Origin of the sequence: Streptomyces chumphonensis, from assembly GCF_014779715.1 — a bacterium.
GTDB lineage: Bacteria > Actinomycetota > Actinomycetes > Streptomycetales > Streptomycetaceae > Streptomyces > Streptomyces chumphonensis.
The window spans coordinates 415,138-430,270 of record NZ_JACXYU010000003.1; the positions used below are offsets into that span (position 1 = coordinate 415,138).

10 protein-coding genes are annotated in these 15,133 nt (G+C 75.3%); 5 read left to right on the top strand and 5 right to left on the bottom strand.

Annotated features, from left to right (window positions below; all coding sequences use genetic code 11):
* Positions 1-11 precede the first annotated feature (11 nt).
* From IF129_RS09585 to IF129_RS09605, 5 genes are read right to left on the bottom strand one after another with little or no spacing between them, the layout of a single operon-like run.
* Entirely contained in the window at positions 12-1,631 is a 1,620-nt protein-coding gene (locus IF129_RS09585) for a nitroreductase family protein (RefSeq protein WP_191209091.1), read from the bottom strand.
* 28 nt (positions 1,632-1,659) lie between these two features.
* Entirely contained in the window at positions 1,660-3,603 is a 1,944-nt protein-coding gene (locus IF129_RS09590; protein ID WP_191209092.1) for a TOMM precursor leader peptide-binding protein, read from the bottom strand.
* Complete coding sequence (locus IF129_RS09595) at positions 3,590-5,719, bottom strand: TOMM precursor leader peptide-binding protein (RefSeq protein ID WP_191209093.1); 2,130 nt, start codon at positions 5,717-5,719, stop codon at positions 3,590-3,592. The genes IF129_RS09590 and IF129_RS09595 overlap by 14 nt, the downstream gene beginning before the upstream one ends.
* A 4-nt stretch (positions 5,720-5,723) precedes the next feature.
* Positions 5,724-7,646, bottom strand: coding sequence for an AfsR/SARP family transcriptional regulator (locus tag IF129_RS09600; RefSeq protein ID WP_191209094.1), 1,923 nt, complete (start codon positions 7,644-7,646; stop codon positions 5,724-5,726).
* Positions 7,647-7,650: 4 nt separating this feature from the next.
* Positions 7,651-8,007, bottom strand: a complete 357-nt coding sequence (locus IF129_RS09605; protein ID WP_191209095.1) for a hypothetical protein — start codon at positions 8,005-8,007, stop codon at positions 7,651-7,653.
* 301 nt (positions 8,008-8,308) lie between these two features.
* On the opposite strand from IF129_RS09605, the gene IF129_RS09610 reads away from it, so the two are divergent.
* The 5 genes from IF129_RS09610 (at position 8,309) to IF129_RS09630 (ending at position 15,115) form a co-directional block, all read left to right on the top strand.
* Positions 8,309-10,915 carry a collagenase gene (locus IF129_RS09610; RefSeq protein ID WP_381480393.1) on the top strand — a complete coding sequence of 869 codons (2,607 nt, stop codon included), beginning with the start codon at positions 8,309-8,311 and terminating at the stop codon, positions 10,913-10,915.
* Positions 10,916-11,092: 177 nt separating this feature from the next.
* The gene (locus IF129_RS09615) at positions 11,093-12,259 is read left to right on the top strand and encodes an NAD(P)/FAD-dependent oxidoreductase (protein ID WP_381480395.1); all 1,167 of its coding nucleotides are present in this window, start codon (positions 11,093-11,095) and stop codon (positions 12,257-12,259) included.
* A 51-nt stretch (positions 12,260-12,310) separates the two neighbouring features.
* Positions 12,311-12,625 carry a (2Fe-2S)-binding protein gene (locus IF129_RS09620; RefSeq protein WP_191209097.1) on the top strand — a complete coding sequence of 105 codons (315 nt, stop codon included), beginning with the start codon at positions 12,311-12,313 and terminating at the stop codon, positions 12,623-12,625.
* Positions 12,606-14,120 (top strand): FAD-dependent oxidoreductase, encoded by a 1,515-nt coding sequence (locus IF129_RS09625; RefSeq protein ID WP_191209098.1) that lies wholly within the window; start codon positions 12,606-12,608, stop codon positions 14,118-14,120. The genes IF129_RS09620 and IF129_RS09625 overlap by 20 nt, the downstream gene beginning before the upstream one ends.
* Positions 14,121-14,206: 86 nt before the next feature.
* Complete coding sequence (locus tag IF129_RS09630) at positions 14,207-15,115, top strand: dihydrodipicolinate synthase family protein (RefSeq protein WP_191209099.1); 909 nt, start codon at positions 14,207-14,209, stop codon at positions 15,113-15,115.
* Positions 15,116-15,133 lie beyond the last annotated feature (18 nt).

Genomic DNA, 15,133 nt, shown 5'->3' on the forward strand with positions numbered 1-15,133 from the left:
GGCGGCGCTCCTCACACGATCTCGAAGCGGAAGTCGGCGGGCTCGGGACGCTCGTGGCCGACCATCATGATCAACAGGGGGGCTTCACCGGTGGCGGCCAGCTCCAGCTCCTCGATGTAGGAGATGTTGTCGAAGCCCAGCGCCACACCGCAGCCCAGGCCGAGGGCCGAACAGGCGGTGTAGGTGCTCTGGGCGAGGGCGCCGATCGTGGCGTTGACCAGGCGGTAGCCCCGGTCCCCGACGGCGTCCAGGACCGCGTGCGTGCGCACCGTGGGCACCAGCACGGCGCCGGCCTGTTCCAGGTTGTAGTTGGCGAGGAAGTAGTTCTCCTGCAGGAAGGCGCCGGGCGCTCCGGGCCGCACGAGCCGCAGCGCGCCGCCGCCCCCGGGGTCGTCCTTCGTCCCGGCGTCGCCGGGGGTGTAGACGTAGCCGCCCGGTTCGACGCCCTCGACGTGGTTGACGAAGGCGTAGAGCGTCACCAGAGGCGGCTGCCCGGCGGTGGTCCGGCCGCCGACGTCGCAGCCCCGGGCGGCCGCCCGCAGACAGGCGGCCAACTGGTCGGCGGCCACCGGGCGCGCGGCGTCGAAACGGCCGAAGCTGCTGCGCCGCGTCCGCAGCGCGGTGCGCACGTCGGTGTCGAGCGGTGCGGGCGCGGGCAGCGGCAGCCGGGGCCGGGCCGGATCCACGGCCGGGGCGGCGGCCGGGACCAGCGCTCCGGGCGCGGGCCGGTCCGCGGCGCGGGCGCAGGTGGCGTCCTGCATGGCGCGCAGCGCGTCGAAGGTGAGCACGGTGCGCGAACGTTCCAGGTCGCGGTGGCGGACGCGGTCGCCGCCCCCGCCCCCGCCCGTCGCCCCGCCCGGCGCCGGGCCGTCCCAGGGCAGCGGGACGACGGCGAACAGCCCCTCCTCGGCCGGGTCCACACCCAGCAGGTCGGCCAGGTCCTCCTCGTCGAACCAGAGCTCCGGCTCCACCGGCAGGCCGCGCGCCGCCCCCCACATCCGCCAGGTCTGCAGGCAGGCTCCGACGTCCATGCTCACGGCGTGGAAGGAGAAGCTGTTGTACTTGAAGGCGTTCTGCCAGTACTTCACGCCCAGGACGAGGAACTGGTCGGTGTCCCGCGCGGGGTGCCCGGGCCCGAGGGCCGCCCGGACCCGTCCGCTCACGTCACCGGTGAGCAGCCGCTGCATGGCGTGGTGACGCGTCGCGTAGTAGTGCACGCCGGGCGTCCCCGGGCCGCCCGCGCCGGAGACCCAGTAGATGCTGACGGGGTAGAGCCCGCCTCCGGAGGCGGTGCCACGCGACCAGTTGGCGAGCGGGTAGAACGGCAGGGCGTTCAGGTCCGTGTTGGCCTGCACCCCGAGCCGACGGCCCGTCAGCCCGTAGGAGTCGAGCAGCAGGCCCGACAGGGCCGCCAGGTCGAAGCGGCCGGACGGCGCGGCGGCCGGGTCGAGCCCGCGCTCGACGGTGGCCTCGGGCGGGAGGTGCGAAGCTGGCAGCGGCACGGTCTCGGCGAACGGGTAGAGCTTGGTCTTGCGCGGCCCGTCGGCCCAGTCGGGGACGAAGTCCGCCGGGTCCATGGGCACCCGCCCACGCTGCATGATCGCGGCGGCGTAGTCATGGGCGTAACCCATGTGCTGCTCCTTCTGGTGGCGTCGCGGGTCAGGGGAAGGGGTGGGGAGCGGGGTTCAGGTCCCCGTCGGTCAGGTCGTGCTCGCGCATTCCCGCCTCCCGCAGGGCGGTGCGCAGCCGGGGCATCCCCAGGGCGCGCTGCCGCGTCCAGCCGAAGTCGATGGGCAGCAGCCCGGGCACGAGGACGCTGACGGTGGTGAGACCCAGCTCGCGCTGCTGTGGCATGGTCTGGTCCACCACGACGACGTCGAACCCGTGCGCCGTCACCGCGTCCACGCACGCCAGCAGGTCGGTGCGCAGGTCGCTGGAGGGGGCGGGCGCCGCGCCGCCGCCGTACAGGTCGGCCATCGACCGGCGCGGCGGGCGCGGGGCGCCGGGGGCGCCCAGCAGGAACTCGGCGTGCACGCCCATCTCGGGGACGCCGTAGGCCAGCGGATGGTCGTGCAGGGCCCGCACCTCGTGGAAGTCGGCGGCCATGGCGCGCAGCCGGGACTCGTCCCGCTCGGTGCGGCCGGGCAGGTTGACGGCGTCCGTGGCGATCTCGCACAACGCGCCGGCCAGGGCCGCCTCCGGGTCGAGACCGGCGCCGGCGCCGAAGCACATGCGGCCGGGGCCGCCGTCGTACCGCTCCGCGACCCCGGTGACGACGGGGACGGGGAAGGTGATCCGGGTGTCGAAGAAGCGGGCCTCGTAGCCGTACATCTCCAGGCGGTCGACCATGTGCCGGGTGGCGCGGCGGTTGCTGCCGCGCACGTCGATCTCCGGCAGCTCGGCCCGCCCGTACCAGGCGAGCAGGAAGGCGTCGCGTTCGATCACCTCCATCAGCCCGAAGTAGACGGCCTCCTCCAGCGCGCCGCCGGAGGCGCAACCGTTGGAGCTCTCCTGGACGAAGCGGTTCTCCAGTCCCGGCGTGTGGTAGTACGTCAGCACCTCGGGGACGAGGACGGGCCGCCGGTCGCGCAGCGAGTACCCCCATACCCAGGGGATCGTGCGGTCCGGCGTGAACGGCCGCACGTGCGGGTTGGCGTGGTGGAAGTCGGCCGAGTACAGCCCGCACGCCCGGGGGTCCACCAGCGCCTCACCGTGCTCGCGCAGGGTCGTCAGCGACTCCCGCACCGCTGCCGCACGGGCCCGCGGCCGCATCCCCGCGTACCGCTCCAGCCCCTCCAGGACGCCGATGCGGGCGCTCTCGGCGAACGAGTCGGCGTGGCCGCCCCAGAACGTCTCGCGCAGGTAGTCGCCCGAGCGGAGCGAGAAGCAGCCGATGGTCGCCGAGGTCGAGGTGGAGGAGACGTCGTAGACCACCGAGGGCCCGAGCGCGCCGCAGACGGGGTTGGCGTAGGGCTCGACCGGCAGGTCGTAGGAGGCGATGTCCCGCACCCGGAAGGAGTCGGGCCGGCGCTTGGGCGTCGGCCGCAGCTCCAGGGTGGCGGCCTCGGCGGTGTCCGGCACCCGGCGGCCGCAGCGGGGGCACTCGGGGTCGGCGACCAGCGGGTAGTGCCGGACGCCCAGGGTCCGCAGGTCGCACAGCTGCACCAGGCCGTGGACGGTGTCCGGCGGGCCGCCGCCGTCCAGCCGGGCCGCGACGAGACCGGCCAGGGCGGTGATCGCGAACGGCGTCAGGTGCGGCGAGGCCCCGGCCGCCCGGGTGGGCCCGCCCAGCTCCAGGGCCTCGCGCAGCGCCACGGACCGCACGGCCTGCCAGCGCCGCGCCAGGCAGTGCCCGCAGCCGCGCCGGCCGGGCAGCGGCCCGACCAGCGCGTGCCGCCCGTACAGCCGGATGCCCACCGCCGCCGGGTCGGCGCCGGGTTCCCGGTGGGCGTCGGCGGCGAAGGCGTCGCGGGTGCCCAGCGGCGCGACGTCCACGGGCACCGGTGTACCCAGTTCGGCCAGGGCCCGGGCGAGCCGCTCCGCCGCCTCCGCGTGCTCGGCGCCCGGTCCGGTGGTGTGGTTCACGTCCTCAACGCCGGTCATCCGCACCACCGGTGAGCACGACGCGGGCGGTGTGGACGCCACCGGCGAGCAGGGCGGCGGGCGTCGTGGGGACGAGGAGCACGTCCCGTCCGGCGGCGCGCACCGCCTCCAGCACGGCCGGCCAGGTCGTCCCGTCCGGCCCGAGGCGTCCGCCCGGATCGACGCGCAGGGTCCCCGGGGCGAGGTCGGCCAGGACCGGGTCGCCGAGGTCCACCCGGGTGCCGGGCTCCTGGGCGGCCAGCTGCACCGGTCCGAGCAGGTCGCGCAGCGCGGCGGTGGCCGCCGCCCGGCGGGTCAGGGCGGCGGCGACGGCCCAGCGTCCGTTGCCGTCCGCCGTGGTCTCGCGGGCCAGGACGACGGGCACGGCGCCGGGGGAGTCCGCGCCGAGCGCGAGGAGTTCGACGCCGACCTCCAGATGCCCGGCCGACCGGTGCAGGAAGACGCGTTCGGGGTCCGCCTCGTCCTCGGGCAGCGGTGCCGCGGGGCTCGTGCCGCACACGGCGCCGAGCAGGGCCTCATGGGCCAGGGCCGAGAGCAGCGCGCTGCCGGCCGCCTCCCGGGGCGATGCTCCCGCTCCCGCTCCAGCCCGCGTGGCCGGGTACCGGCGCTCCCGGTTGGCCGGGCCGAACGGACGCAGGGCGGCGGCCGGTACGGCGGCGGTCTCCTTGGTGAGCAGCGAGACGCCGGTGGCCTCCTCCGGAGCCGGCGCCACGTGCTCGACGAAGGCGACGGCGGCCGAGTGCAGCGCTCGGACGCGGGCCCCGGCCAGGTGGTGCACGTCGAAGGCGGCGATCAGCCGGGGGCCCTGCGCGCCGAAGACCCCCTCCAGGCGGCTGACCTTGAGCGGGGTCTGCGTCAGCTCCTCGTCCAGGAACCGCCGGAACGTGCCCGTCCAGGGCCGTACGAGCGCGCCGGTGACGGCGTTGAGGTCCTCGACGACCTGCTCGGCCTCCCGGGCGTCCCCGGCCGTGGCGGTGTGCGGCGCGGCCGGTCCCTCGACGAGCACCTGCTGCGCCGCGTCACTCGGCGCCGGCTCCCGGCACAGTCGGCAGCGGGGGTGCGGGTGCACCGGCTCGGCGACGACGTCGAGGGAGCGCAGGTCCTGCACGAGGACCTGCGCGGCCGTCTCGGCGGGCAGCGCGCCGGTCGTCAGCCGGAACACCTCGTAGCCGAGGAGGTTGCCGGTCATGGCGGCGACCGGGCCGTGCAGTGGCCCGTCCTGCGCCGCGTCCAGCGGGCGTGCCGCGCCGGCGACCTCGCTCCACAACTCGGCGGCGGTGGCCGAGTCCCGGTTGGCCCCCAGCCGCAGCAGCGCGCAGGACCAGCAGCCCGATGCGCCGGGCCGGTGCAGCGGACCGGTGACGGCGTGCTCCCCGAACGTCCAGGACGGCAGCAGGACGCGGCCCTCGGGGACGCCCTCGGCCAGCAGCCGGTGGGTGCGCGCGGCGGCCCGGGCACCGCTGACCACGACGACGTCGTGGTCGGCCAGGTCGGCCCAGCCCGGGTCGTCCTCCTGAGGGGCTCCGGTCCGCCCGGCGGGGAGCAGCGGGGTGACGTCCACCGGGCACCCGGCGGCCTCCAGTTCGGCGGCCTCCGCGGCGACCTCGGCGAAGTCGCCCTCGACGCCGAGGGTCGCGCAGCCGTTGCGCAGCAGCCCGACGGCGCACCAGCGGGCCACCTCGTCCCGGCCGAGGACGGCGACCCGGGTGGACCGGAAGGCCGCGAAGCGGGCCCGTGCGCCGTCCGCGTAGTGGTCGACGTAGGCGATCTGGGGAGCGAACCGGGACGTGACCGCGGCGGTCGCCGGATCCGCCGCCGGCTCCGGCTCCTCCACCGGGGCGTCGCGCGCGAAGTCCCGCGCGTACAGGGCCTTGACCAGCTCCCCCGCCATCTTCCGCTGCGGCGGCTGGAACCCCTCGCAGATCTCCGCGAGGCGGTGGCGGCCGCTCAGGTGCGGCACGAGGAGGGAGGCGAAGCGGTAGGCGGTGCGTCCGGTGAGGTGGAACCCGCCGTCGGCGTTGTGGAAGAGGACGCCGCCGGGCGTCCGGGTGAACAGCACGTCCCGGCGGATGCGCGGCCGGGTCTCGGCCAGCGCCTCGTACGCTCCTGCTGCCATGGGGTCACACCTTCTGTCGGGAACGGGTTCGGTCGTCGGCCCAGCGCGCGTAGGCACGGAGCAGGGCGTGCATGCGGTAGGGGCCCGGCGGGCCCTCCTCCAGCAGACCGGCGTCGGCCAGCCACTCCAGGGCCCGCTCGGCCTCCGGGGGCGGCAGCCCGCCCAGCACCCGACCGGCCTCCTCGGGGCGCAGTGCGTCGTCGGGCAGCGCGGCCAGCCGCCGGAACGCCTCGGCCAGCCGCGGGTCCAGCCGGGCCAGGGCGGTGCCGAAGACCCGTTCGACGGACAGGTCCGGGTCGTCGGTGAGGGAGAGCCGGGCCCAGGGGTCCTCGGCGAGCCAGCGCGCGCAGTCCGCCAGCCGCAGGGCGGGGCGGGTGGACAGCCGGGCCGCCGCGATCCGCAGGGCCAGCGGGTAGTGGCCGCAGACGTCCGCGAGCGACCGGGCGGCCTCGGGTTCGGCCGCCACCCGCTCGGCGCCGAGCGCGGCGCTCAGCAGTCGGCCGGACTCCTGCGCGCTGAACACGCCCAGCCGGTGCACCCGGCCGCCGTGCGTGGCCACGAGACCGGCCAGCGGACGCCGGCTGGTGAGCAGGGCGGCGCCGTGGGTGCCGCAGGTCAGCAGCGGGCGGACCTGCTCGGCGTCCACGACGTCGTCGAGGAGCAGCAGGGTGCGGTTCGGCGATCCGCCGGTCTCCGCCAGGGCGCGCCGGGCCGCGTCCGCGGCCTCCTCGGCGGTGACCGACGTGCCGTCCGGCCGGGCCATCCGCAGCAGCAGCGTCCCGTCCGGGTGGCTGTCGCGGACGAGCCGGGCGACGTGGCGGGCCAGTGCGGTCTTGCCGATCCCCGGCGGACCGCAGATGAGTTCGGTGACCGGCTCCCCGTCGGTGCCCCGCAGCCGGGCCGCCATCGCCTCGGTCTCGGCCTCCCGGCCGGTGAAGTGCGGAACGTCGCGCAGGACGCGGGTGGCGAGGGGCTCGGCGGCGTGGTCGACGCGCGTAAACCCCGACGCGGAGACGGGGCTCGGCACGGCGGAGGGCCGCTGCCGGGCCGTCCCCTCGCCGCCCTGGGCCGGTCGCGGCGGCCCGCCGGTCTCCGAGCCCGGCACGGTGCCGCCCGGCAGTTCCGGCGGCCCGCCCGGCTCTCCCGTCCCGGCCGAAGCGAGCTCGGCCCGGCCGCCGTGACCCGTTCCGAGCTCGTCCCCGCGCAGAATGGCGAGTTCCAGACGGCGCAGGGCCGGTGAGGGGTCGACGCCGAGTTCGTCCAGCAGGTGTTCCTTGATGCGCCGGTACTCGGCCAGGGCCTCGGTCTGCCGTCCGGTGCGGTACAGCGCCTCGATGAGCTGCTCGCGGAACCGCTCGTGACCCGGGTGGGCCCGCGTCACTCCCCACAGCTCGACCAGCGCCTCCCCGCACCGCTCCAGCGACAGCAGCAGGTCACAGGCGCGTTCGACGGTACGCAGCCGCTCCTCGGTCAGCCGGGGGACCTCGTCGCGGTGCAGCACCTCGGAGCGGACGTTGGCCAGCAGCGAGCCGTTCCACAGGGCGAGCGCCTCGCCGAGCATGCGCAGTTCCCGATCGGGGGCCCCCGCCTCGGTGGACGCCCGGACCCGCTCACGGAAATCCACGAGGTCCAGGGTCTCGGGGCCGGCGGAGATCCGGTAGCCGCCGGGTACCGCCTCGATGGGCGTCGCGCTCACCCCGTGCCGGGAGAACAGCCTGCGCAGGCGCAGCACGCAGGTCTGCACGGCGGCCTTGGCGCTGGCCGGCCGGTGCTCGCCCCACACCGTGCGCAGCAGGTAGTCGACGGAGACGACCGAGCCCGCGTTCAGCAGCAACGCGGCCAGCAGGTCCGTCGGTTTGGAGGGTGGGAGCACGACCGTGTCCGGACCCTCGGTGAGGCTCAGTGGCCCGAGCAGCAGGAACCGCACGGACTCACTGCCAGCCGTTGACCTGGGGGCACATCGGCGCCACCGCCGCGGCGGCGACCGCGGCGGGTTCGGGGAGGGCGGCGAGTGCGGCACAGGCGGTCTCGGACGCCACCGGGAGGTGGACCGCTCCGGGGCCCGGGCCGTCCGCGGAGAGGGCGGCGGCGCCGCGGGCCGACGGGCCCGGCGCCGCCGCGTCGGCCGCGGACTGCGAGGCGCTGGGGGACGCCACGGCCGCGGCCGATGCCGAGCCGGTGAGGACGGCGGCCAGCAGGGCGACGGTCACCACGCCCCGCCGACCCGTGCCGCGCCGGGCGGCTCCCGCGTCGGCCGTCACTCTTCCGGATGTGCTTGCTGCAGCCATGACAGTTCCCCCTAGCGCTGCTGAATCACCCTCGGCGCGGTAGAGGATGCCCGCCCCCGGCGTCCCGGAGGAGACCGTCAGGTGTCCACTTGCTGCACGGCGCCCGCAACTTCTTGCCACTCGACGGGCCGTCAGGCGGGTCGTGTGGAGGAGGGTTCTCATGAGACGTGACATGTGCAATATTACCTGTCACACATTGCAGATGTGCCCATGACAAGCCGATGGCCCCATCGCCCGGCCTCCATGGGTCCCCCACCGGCCGTGCCCCCACACGGCCCCTTCCTCCCGCTGGAGGCAGCGAGTGAGAACAGAACAGGCCCGACTCCCTCTCGCGAGGCTGAGTGTGCTGATCCTGGTGTTGTGCCTCGGGATCGCCACGCTCGCCGCTCCGGGACACGCGGCACCCGGCCGCGCGGGTGACAAGCCGACGGAGCGTCAGACTCCCCACGACGTCCCGCCCCGGGCGTCGGAGCACACGAGTGCGGGCGACGATCCCGAGCATGTGCGCGGTGAGCCGCTGAAGGTCGAGGACCGAGCTCCGCTGCCCTCGACGAAGGACGCGCTGCGCCGGGACTACGACGACCCCGCCTCCCCCGCGCCGCGGCAGCGGCCGTCCATGCGGGCGGTCCCGGAGCATGAGACCGACGAGAAGGGCGAAGCCAGGACGGCGGCCGTGCCCGACTGCGACACGAGTGACTTCACCGGCCGCACCGGCAGCGCCCTGGTGCGGCAGATCAAGGCGTCCACGACGGACTGCGTCAACACACTGTTCGGCCTCACGGGAAGCGATGCCCACCACGCGTTCCGCGAGGGGCAGATGACCAGTGTCGCCTACGCGCTGCGGGACGGCTCCGCGTCATATCCCGGCGACGGCAGCACCGGGATGCCTCAGCTCGTGCTCTACCTGCGCGCCGGCTACTACGTGCACTGGTACCACGAGGACGACACCGGCCCCTACGGCCCGACGCTGCGCACCGCCGTCCGCGCCGGGCTCGACGCGTTCTTCGCCGCCCCCCGCTCCCGCGATGTCACCGACGCCAACGGCGAGGTCCTCGCCGAGGCGGTGACCCTGATCGACAGCGCCGAGGAGAACGCGCGCTACCTGTACGTCGTCAAGCGTCTGCTGAACGGCTACGACAGCTCCTACAACTCCTCCTGGTGGTTGTTGACCGCGGTCAACAACGTCTACACCGTCCTCTTCCGCGGCCACCAGGTCCCCGCCTTCGTCACGGCGGTGTCCTCCGACCGCGGCGTCCTGGACGCGCTGTACGACTTCGCCTCCTCCCACGGGAACCTCCTGGGGACCGACCAGAGCTACCTGACGTCCAACGCCGGACGCGAGCACGCCCGGTTCCTGCGGCACGCGTCACTGCGGAGCACGGTGCGGCCGCAGGCGGCCGGGCTGCTCAACCAGAGCTCCATCAAGGGGGACACCGCCCCCCTGTGGGTCGGCGTCGCCGAGATGACCGACAGCTACGACAAGGCCAACTGCGGCTACTACGGAACCTGCGACCTCCGGCAGCGCCTGATATCCGAGGTCCTGGTGGTCCGTCACACCTGCAGCGCCGGTCTCCGCATCCGCGCCCAGCAGATGTCCCCGGCGCAGCTTGCGGACACCTGCGGCAGCCTGGCCGACCAGGACGCCTACTTCCACGGCATCGCCAAGGACGGCGGCCCGGTCGCCGGCGACCGCAACACCAGCCTGGAGGTGGTCGTCTACGACAGCAGCACCGACTACCGGACCTACGCCGGAGCGACGTGGGGCATCGACACGAACAACGGCGGCATGTACCTGGAGGGCGACCCCTCCGCCGCCGGCAACCAGGCGCGCTTCATCGCCTACGAGGCCGAATGGGTGCGGCCCTCCTTCGAGATCTGGAACCTCAACCACGAGTACACGCACTACCTCGACGGCCGCTTCAACCTGCACGGAGGCTTCGCCGACAACATCGCCACCCCCACCGTCTGGTGGATCGAGGGCTTCGCCGAGTACGTCTCCTACTCCTACCGCGGCCTGCGCTACGACGCGGCCGTCACCGAGGCCGGCAAGCGCACCTACGCGCTGAGCACTCTGTTCGACACCACCTACAGCCACGACACCACGCGCGTCTACCGGTGGGGCTATCTCGCCGTGCGCTACATGCTCCAGTCCCACCGCGCCGAGATGGACACCGTACTGGGCCACTACCGCAACGGCGACTGGAACGCCGCCCGCTCCTACCTCACCGGCAGCATCGGCACCCGCTACGACAGCGACTGGTACAGCTGGCTGTCGCGGTGTGCGGCCGGTGACTGCGGCGGCTCCACCAACCCGCCCGGCAACCAGGCGCCCACCGCGTCCTTCGCCGTCGCCGTCAGCGGCCTGACGGCGAACTTCACCGATCGCTCCACGGACTCCGACGGGACCGTCGCCGCCCGCTCGTGGAACTTCGGCGACGGCTCCACCTCCACCGCCGCCAACCCCGCCAAGACGTACACGGCGGCGGGCACCTACGCCGTGAAGCTGACCGTCACCGACGACAAGGGCGCCACCGGTACCGCCACCCAGAGCATCACCGTCGGCGGGCCGGATCCCACTCCCGAGTGCACCGGCACCGACACCCGGGAACTCGACCGCAACTGCCGGCGCGGCAACCTGTCCGCGACCGCCGGGAACTACGCCTACCTCTACCTCTACCTCCCCGCCGGTACCCAGCAACTGAGGATCACCTCGTCGGGTGGGACCGGCAACGCCGACCTGTACTACAGCAACAGCACCTGGGCGACCACCACTACCTACACCAGTCGCTCCACGGGTGCGGACAACGACGAGACGCTCACCGTCAACAACCCGGCCGTGGGCTGGAACTACATCAGCCTCGCCGCCGCAGAGGACTTCTCCGGGGTGACCGTCAAGGCCGAGTACTGACCCTGCGCCCCATCGACCGCCGGGGCGGGCGAAGGCACCCGCCGCCCGCCCCGGCACGGCGGCGGCGTGTCGCAGGGCTCAGGCGGCGCGTTCCCTCCCCGCGCGCCCCGGCCTCCGCGTCGAAAAGGTCTTCGACGCCTCCCGGACTACCGTAGAAGCATGTGACATATTACTGTGGTGCTCATGAAACAGACCGTCGACGTGATCGTCATCGGCGCGGGCATCGTCGGCGCCGCGTGCGCCTACTACGCCGCCCGCGCCGGACTGACGGTGGCCGTCGTCGACCGCGCCGGTCCGGTCGCCGGTACGACGGGGGCGGGGGAGGGCAACCTCCTGGTCTCCGACAAGTCCCCCGGACCCGAACTCGACCTGGCCCTCCTCTCCACCGGCCTGTGGCGCGACCTCGCCGCCCAGCTGCCGCAGGGGATCGAGTACGAGGCCAAGGGCGGCGTCGTGGTGGCCGCCGACGAGACGCAGTGGGCGGCGCTGCGCAGCGCCGCCGCGCGCCAGGCGGCCGCCGGCGTGACGACCCGCGAGGTACCCGCCCAGCGGCTCCGCGACCTCGAACCGCACCTGGCCCCCGGCCTGGCCGGAGCCGTCCACTACCCCCAGGACGCCCAGGTCCAGCCCGCCCTCGCCGCGTCCCGCCTCCTGCACGCCGCGATCGGCTCGGGCGCCGTCCTCCACCCCGGGGAGCCCGTCACCCAGGTCGTGGTCACGCCACGGGGGCGGATCGACGGCGTGCGCACACCCCGGCGCGAGCTGAGGTCTCCGGCCGTGGTCAACGCCGCCGGCCCCTGGTCCGCGCGCATCGCCGAGCTGGCCGGAACGACACTCCCCGTCATGCCGCGCAGGGGCTTCGTCCTGGTGACCGAGCCCCTGCCCCGCGTGGTCCGGCACAAGGTCTACGCCGCCGCCTACCTCGCCGACGTCACGAGCGACTCCGCGGCCCTCCACACCTCCCCGGTGATCGAGGGCACACCGGCAGGTCCCGTACTGATCGGCTCCAGCCGGGAACGCACCGGATTCGACAGGTCCCTGTCCACCGCGGCCCTCCGGCGCATGGCCCTGGACGCCACCGCCCTCTTCCCCGTCCTGGCCGAGGTCAGCGTCCTGCGCGCCTACCACGGCTTCCGGCCCTACCTGCCCGACCACCTCCCGGCGATCGGCCCCGACCCCCGCGTCCCCGGCCTCCACCACGCCTGCGGGCACGAGGGCGCCGGCATCGGGCTCGCGCCGGGCACCGGACTGCTGCTCGCCCAGGCCCTCCGCGGCGAGGAGCCCGCTGTGGACCTCGCCCCCTTCCGCCCCGACCGCTTCCCCACCCCGAGTCCTCCCGCATGACCGTCCGGCCCCCCGACGACCGCCACCGCCCGACCCCTCCGAGGAGCCCCCATGCCACGTGACCCCGCCGGGCTGGTGCGGTCCCGACCCCAGCCCGCCATCAGCATCGACTACGCGGGCAGCACCCTGCCCGCCCTGCCCGGCCAGAGCATCGCCGCCGCGCTGTGGGCCGCCGGCGTCCTCTCCTGGCGCACCACCCGCGACGGCCGACGCCCGCGCGGCGCCTTCTGCGGCATCGGGGTCTGCTTCGACTGCCTGATCACCGTCAACGGCCGCCCCAACCAGCGCGCGTGCCTGGTGCCCGCCCGCGACGGCGACACCGTCACCCCCCAGGAAGGACACGGCCGTGCCGACCTCGCCCGCTGAGCCCCCGGCCGCACCCTACGACGTGGCGGTCGTCGGTGCCGGGCCCGCCGGGCTGGCGGCGGCCGCCACCGCCGCCGACGCGGGGCTGACCGTGGCGCTCGTCGACGACGGCCCCCGGCCCGGCGGCCAGTACTACCGGCACCCCGCCCCCGGCCTGGGGGCGCGCCGTCCCCAGGCACTCCACCACGGCTGGCCCGCCTTCGTCGGTCTCCTCGGCCGGCTCCGCGCACACCGGGCCGGCGGCCGGGTCCGCCACCTGACGGAGCGGCAGGTGTGGACCGTCCAGGAGGCCCACGACCACCCGGGGCGCTGGACCCTGCACACCGCGCCCACCGTCCCGCCGCAGGCCGCGCCCCGCCCCGGCGAGCCGACCACCGGCGAAGCCCCCCACGAGACCGTACGGGCGCACCGGCTCGTCCTGGCCACCGGAACGTACGAACGCCAACTCCCCTTCCCCGGATGGACCCTGCCCGGCGTCGTCGGTGCCGGAGGAGCCCAGGCCATGGTCAAGTCGGGCCTGGTCCTCCCGGGCCGGAGCGTCGTCGTGGCGGGCAGCGGCCCCCTGCTGCTGGCCGTCGCCGCCACGCTGTCGGCCGCCGGGGCCCGGGTGCCCCGCGTCCTGGAGGCGGGCGGCTACCTGTCCTACGCCCACCGGCCGGGCCCGCTGCTGCGCAACCCCGGCAAGATCGCCGAAGGCGCCCGGCACGCGGCGGCCCTGGCCCGCCGCCGGGTACGCCTGAGCACCCGGACGGCCGTCGTCCGGGCGCACGGGACCGATCGCGTCACCGGTGTGACCGTGGCGAGGCTGGACGAGGACTGGCGGCCCGTGCCCGGCACCGAGCAGCACCTGCCCTGCGACGCGCTGGCCGTCGGGCACGGCCTGGTGCCCCAGCTCGAACTCGCCCTGGAGCTGGGCTGCCAGACGCGGACCGCCCCCGACGGCACCCCCGCCGTCATGGTCGACGCCGCCCTGCGCACCAGCGTGGCGGGCGTGTGGGCGGCGGGCGAGACCACCGGCGTCGGCGGCGCCCCCCTCGCGCTCCGCGAGGGCGAACTGGCGGCCCGGGAGATCGCCGCCGCCGCCCGGGGCGCCTCCGCCGCCGGGTGGACGACCGCGGGGCTGCGCGCCCGCGTCGCCCGGCTGAGGGCCTTCGCGGACCTGATGGCCGAGGTCCACCGACCCGGCCCCGGCTGGACCGGATGGCTGCGGGAGGACACCGAGATCTGCCGCTGCGAGGAGGTCGACGCCGCCGCGGTACGCGCGGCGGCCGACACCTACGGCGCGACCGACACCCGCACCGTCAAGCTCCTGACCCGGGCCGGAATGGGCTGGTGCCAGGGACGGATGTGCGGGCCCGCCGTCTCCTGCCTCGCGGCGGGCTCGGGCCGTGCCCCGGTGAGCGCGGACCGGCGCCCCCTCGCCCGCCCCGTCCCCCTCGCCCGACTCGCCCGACTCCCCGAACCCGCCCCGCCCCGCCCGGACGAGCACACCTGACCCGCACCCGACCGGCACACCGGCCCCTGGGTCCCACCCACGCGCCGCACCCGCCTCCCTGGACCGACACACGAGGAGAACCGCACATGAGCGCACCCCTGCACACCCCCGACCACCCCTGGCGCGGCGTCATGGTGGCCACCACCCTGCCCCTGAAGGACGACCTGTCGATCGACCACGACGCCTACGCCGAGCACGTCCGCTCGCTGCTCGACGCCGGGTGCGACGGCGTCGTCCCCAACGGCTCGCTGGGGGAGTACCAGACCCTCACCGACGACGAGCGCGCCCGCGTCGTGCGCACCGCCGTGGAGGCCGCCGGGGACGGCAGCCGGGTCATGGCCGGCGTCTCCGCCTACGGCAGCGCGGAGGCCGCGCGCTGGGCCGAGCAGGCCGCCGAGGCCGGGGCCGGCTCCGCCCTGCTGCTGCCGCCCAACGCCTACCGCGCCGACGACGCGGAGGTCCGCGACCACTACGCGCGGGTCGCGAGCGTGGGGCTGCCCGTCGTCGCCTACAACAACCCGCACGACACCCGCGTCGACCTGACCCCCCGGCTCCTGGCGGAACTGCACGCCCGGCAGCACATCGTGGCGGTCAAGGAGTTCAGCGGGGACGTGCGTCGGGCCTACGAGATCGCCGAGGCCGCCCCCGGTCTCGACCTGCTCGTCGGCGCCGACGACGTCCTCCTCGAACTCGCCCTGGCCGGCGCCGTCGGGTGGATCGCGGGCTACCCCAACGCCCTGCCGCACTCCTGCGTCGCGCTGTACCGGGCCGCCGTCGCCCGGGACCTGGACACCGCCCTGCCCCTCTACCGGGCCCTGCACCCGCTCCTGCGCTGGGACACCCGGCACGTGTTCGTCCAGGCGATCAAGGCGTCCATGGACCTCGCGGGGCGCCCCGGGGGCCCCTGCCGTCCGCCGCGCTCGGCCCTGGGCCCCGAAGCGGGCGCGGCCGTCCGTGCCGCGACGGAGAAGGCCCTCGCCGACGGCCTGGCGTGACCCCGCCCCTCCGGAACC

Coding starts and splice junctions, on each gene's coding strand:
- IF129_RS09620 (WP_191209097.1), top strand. CDS start 12,311: ATGCCACGTGACCCCGCCGGGCTGGTGCGGTCCCGACCCCAGCCCGCC.
- IF129_RS09590 (WP_191209092.1), bottom strand. CDS start 3,603: ATGACCGGCGTTGAGGACGTGAACCACACCACCGGACCGGGCGCCGAG.
- IF129_RS09630 (WP_191209099.1), top strand. CDS start 14,207: ATGAGCGCACCCCTGCACACCCCCGACCACCCCTGGCGCGGCGTCATG.
- IF129_RS09605 (WP_191209095.1), bottom strand. CDS start 8,007: ATGGCTGCAGCAAGCACATCCGGAAGAGTGACGGCCGACGCGGGAGCC.
- IF129_RS09585 (WP_191209091.1), bottom strand. CDS start 1,631: ATGGGTTACGCCCATGACTACGCCGCCGCGATCATGCAGCGTGGGCGG.
- IF129_RS09595 (WP_191209093.1), bottom strand. CDS start 5,719: ATGGCAGCAGGAGCGTACGAGGCGCTGGCCGAGACCCGGCCGCGCATC.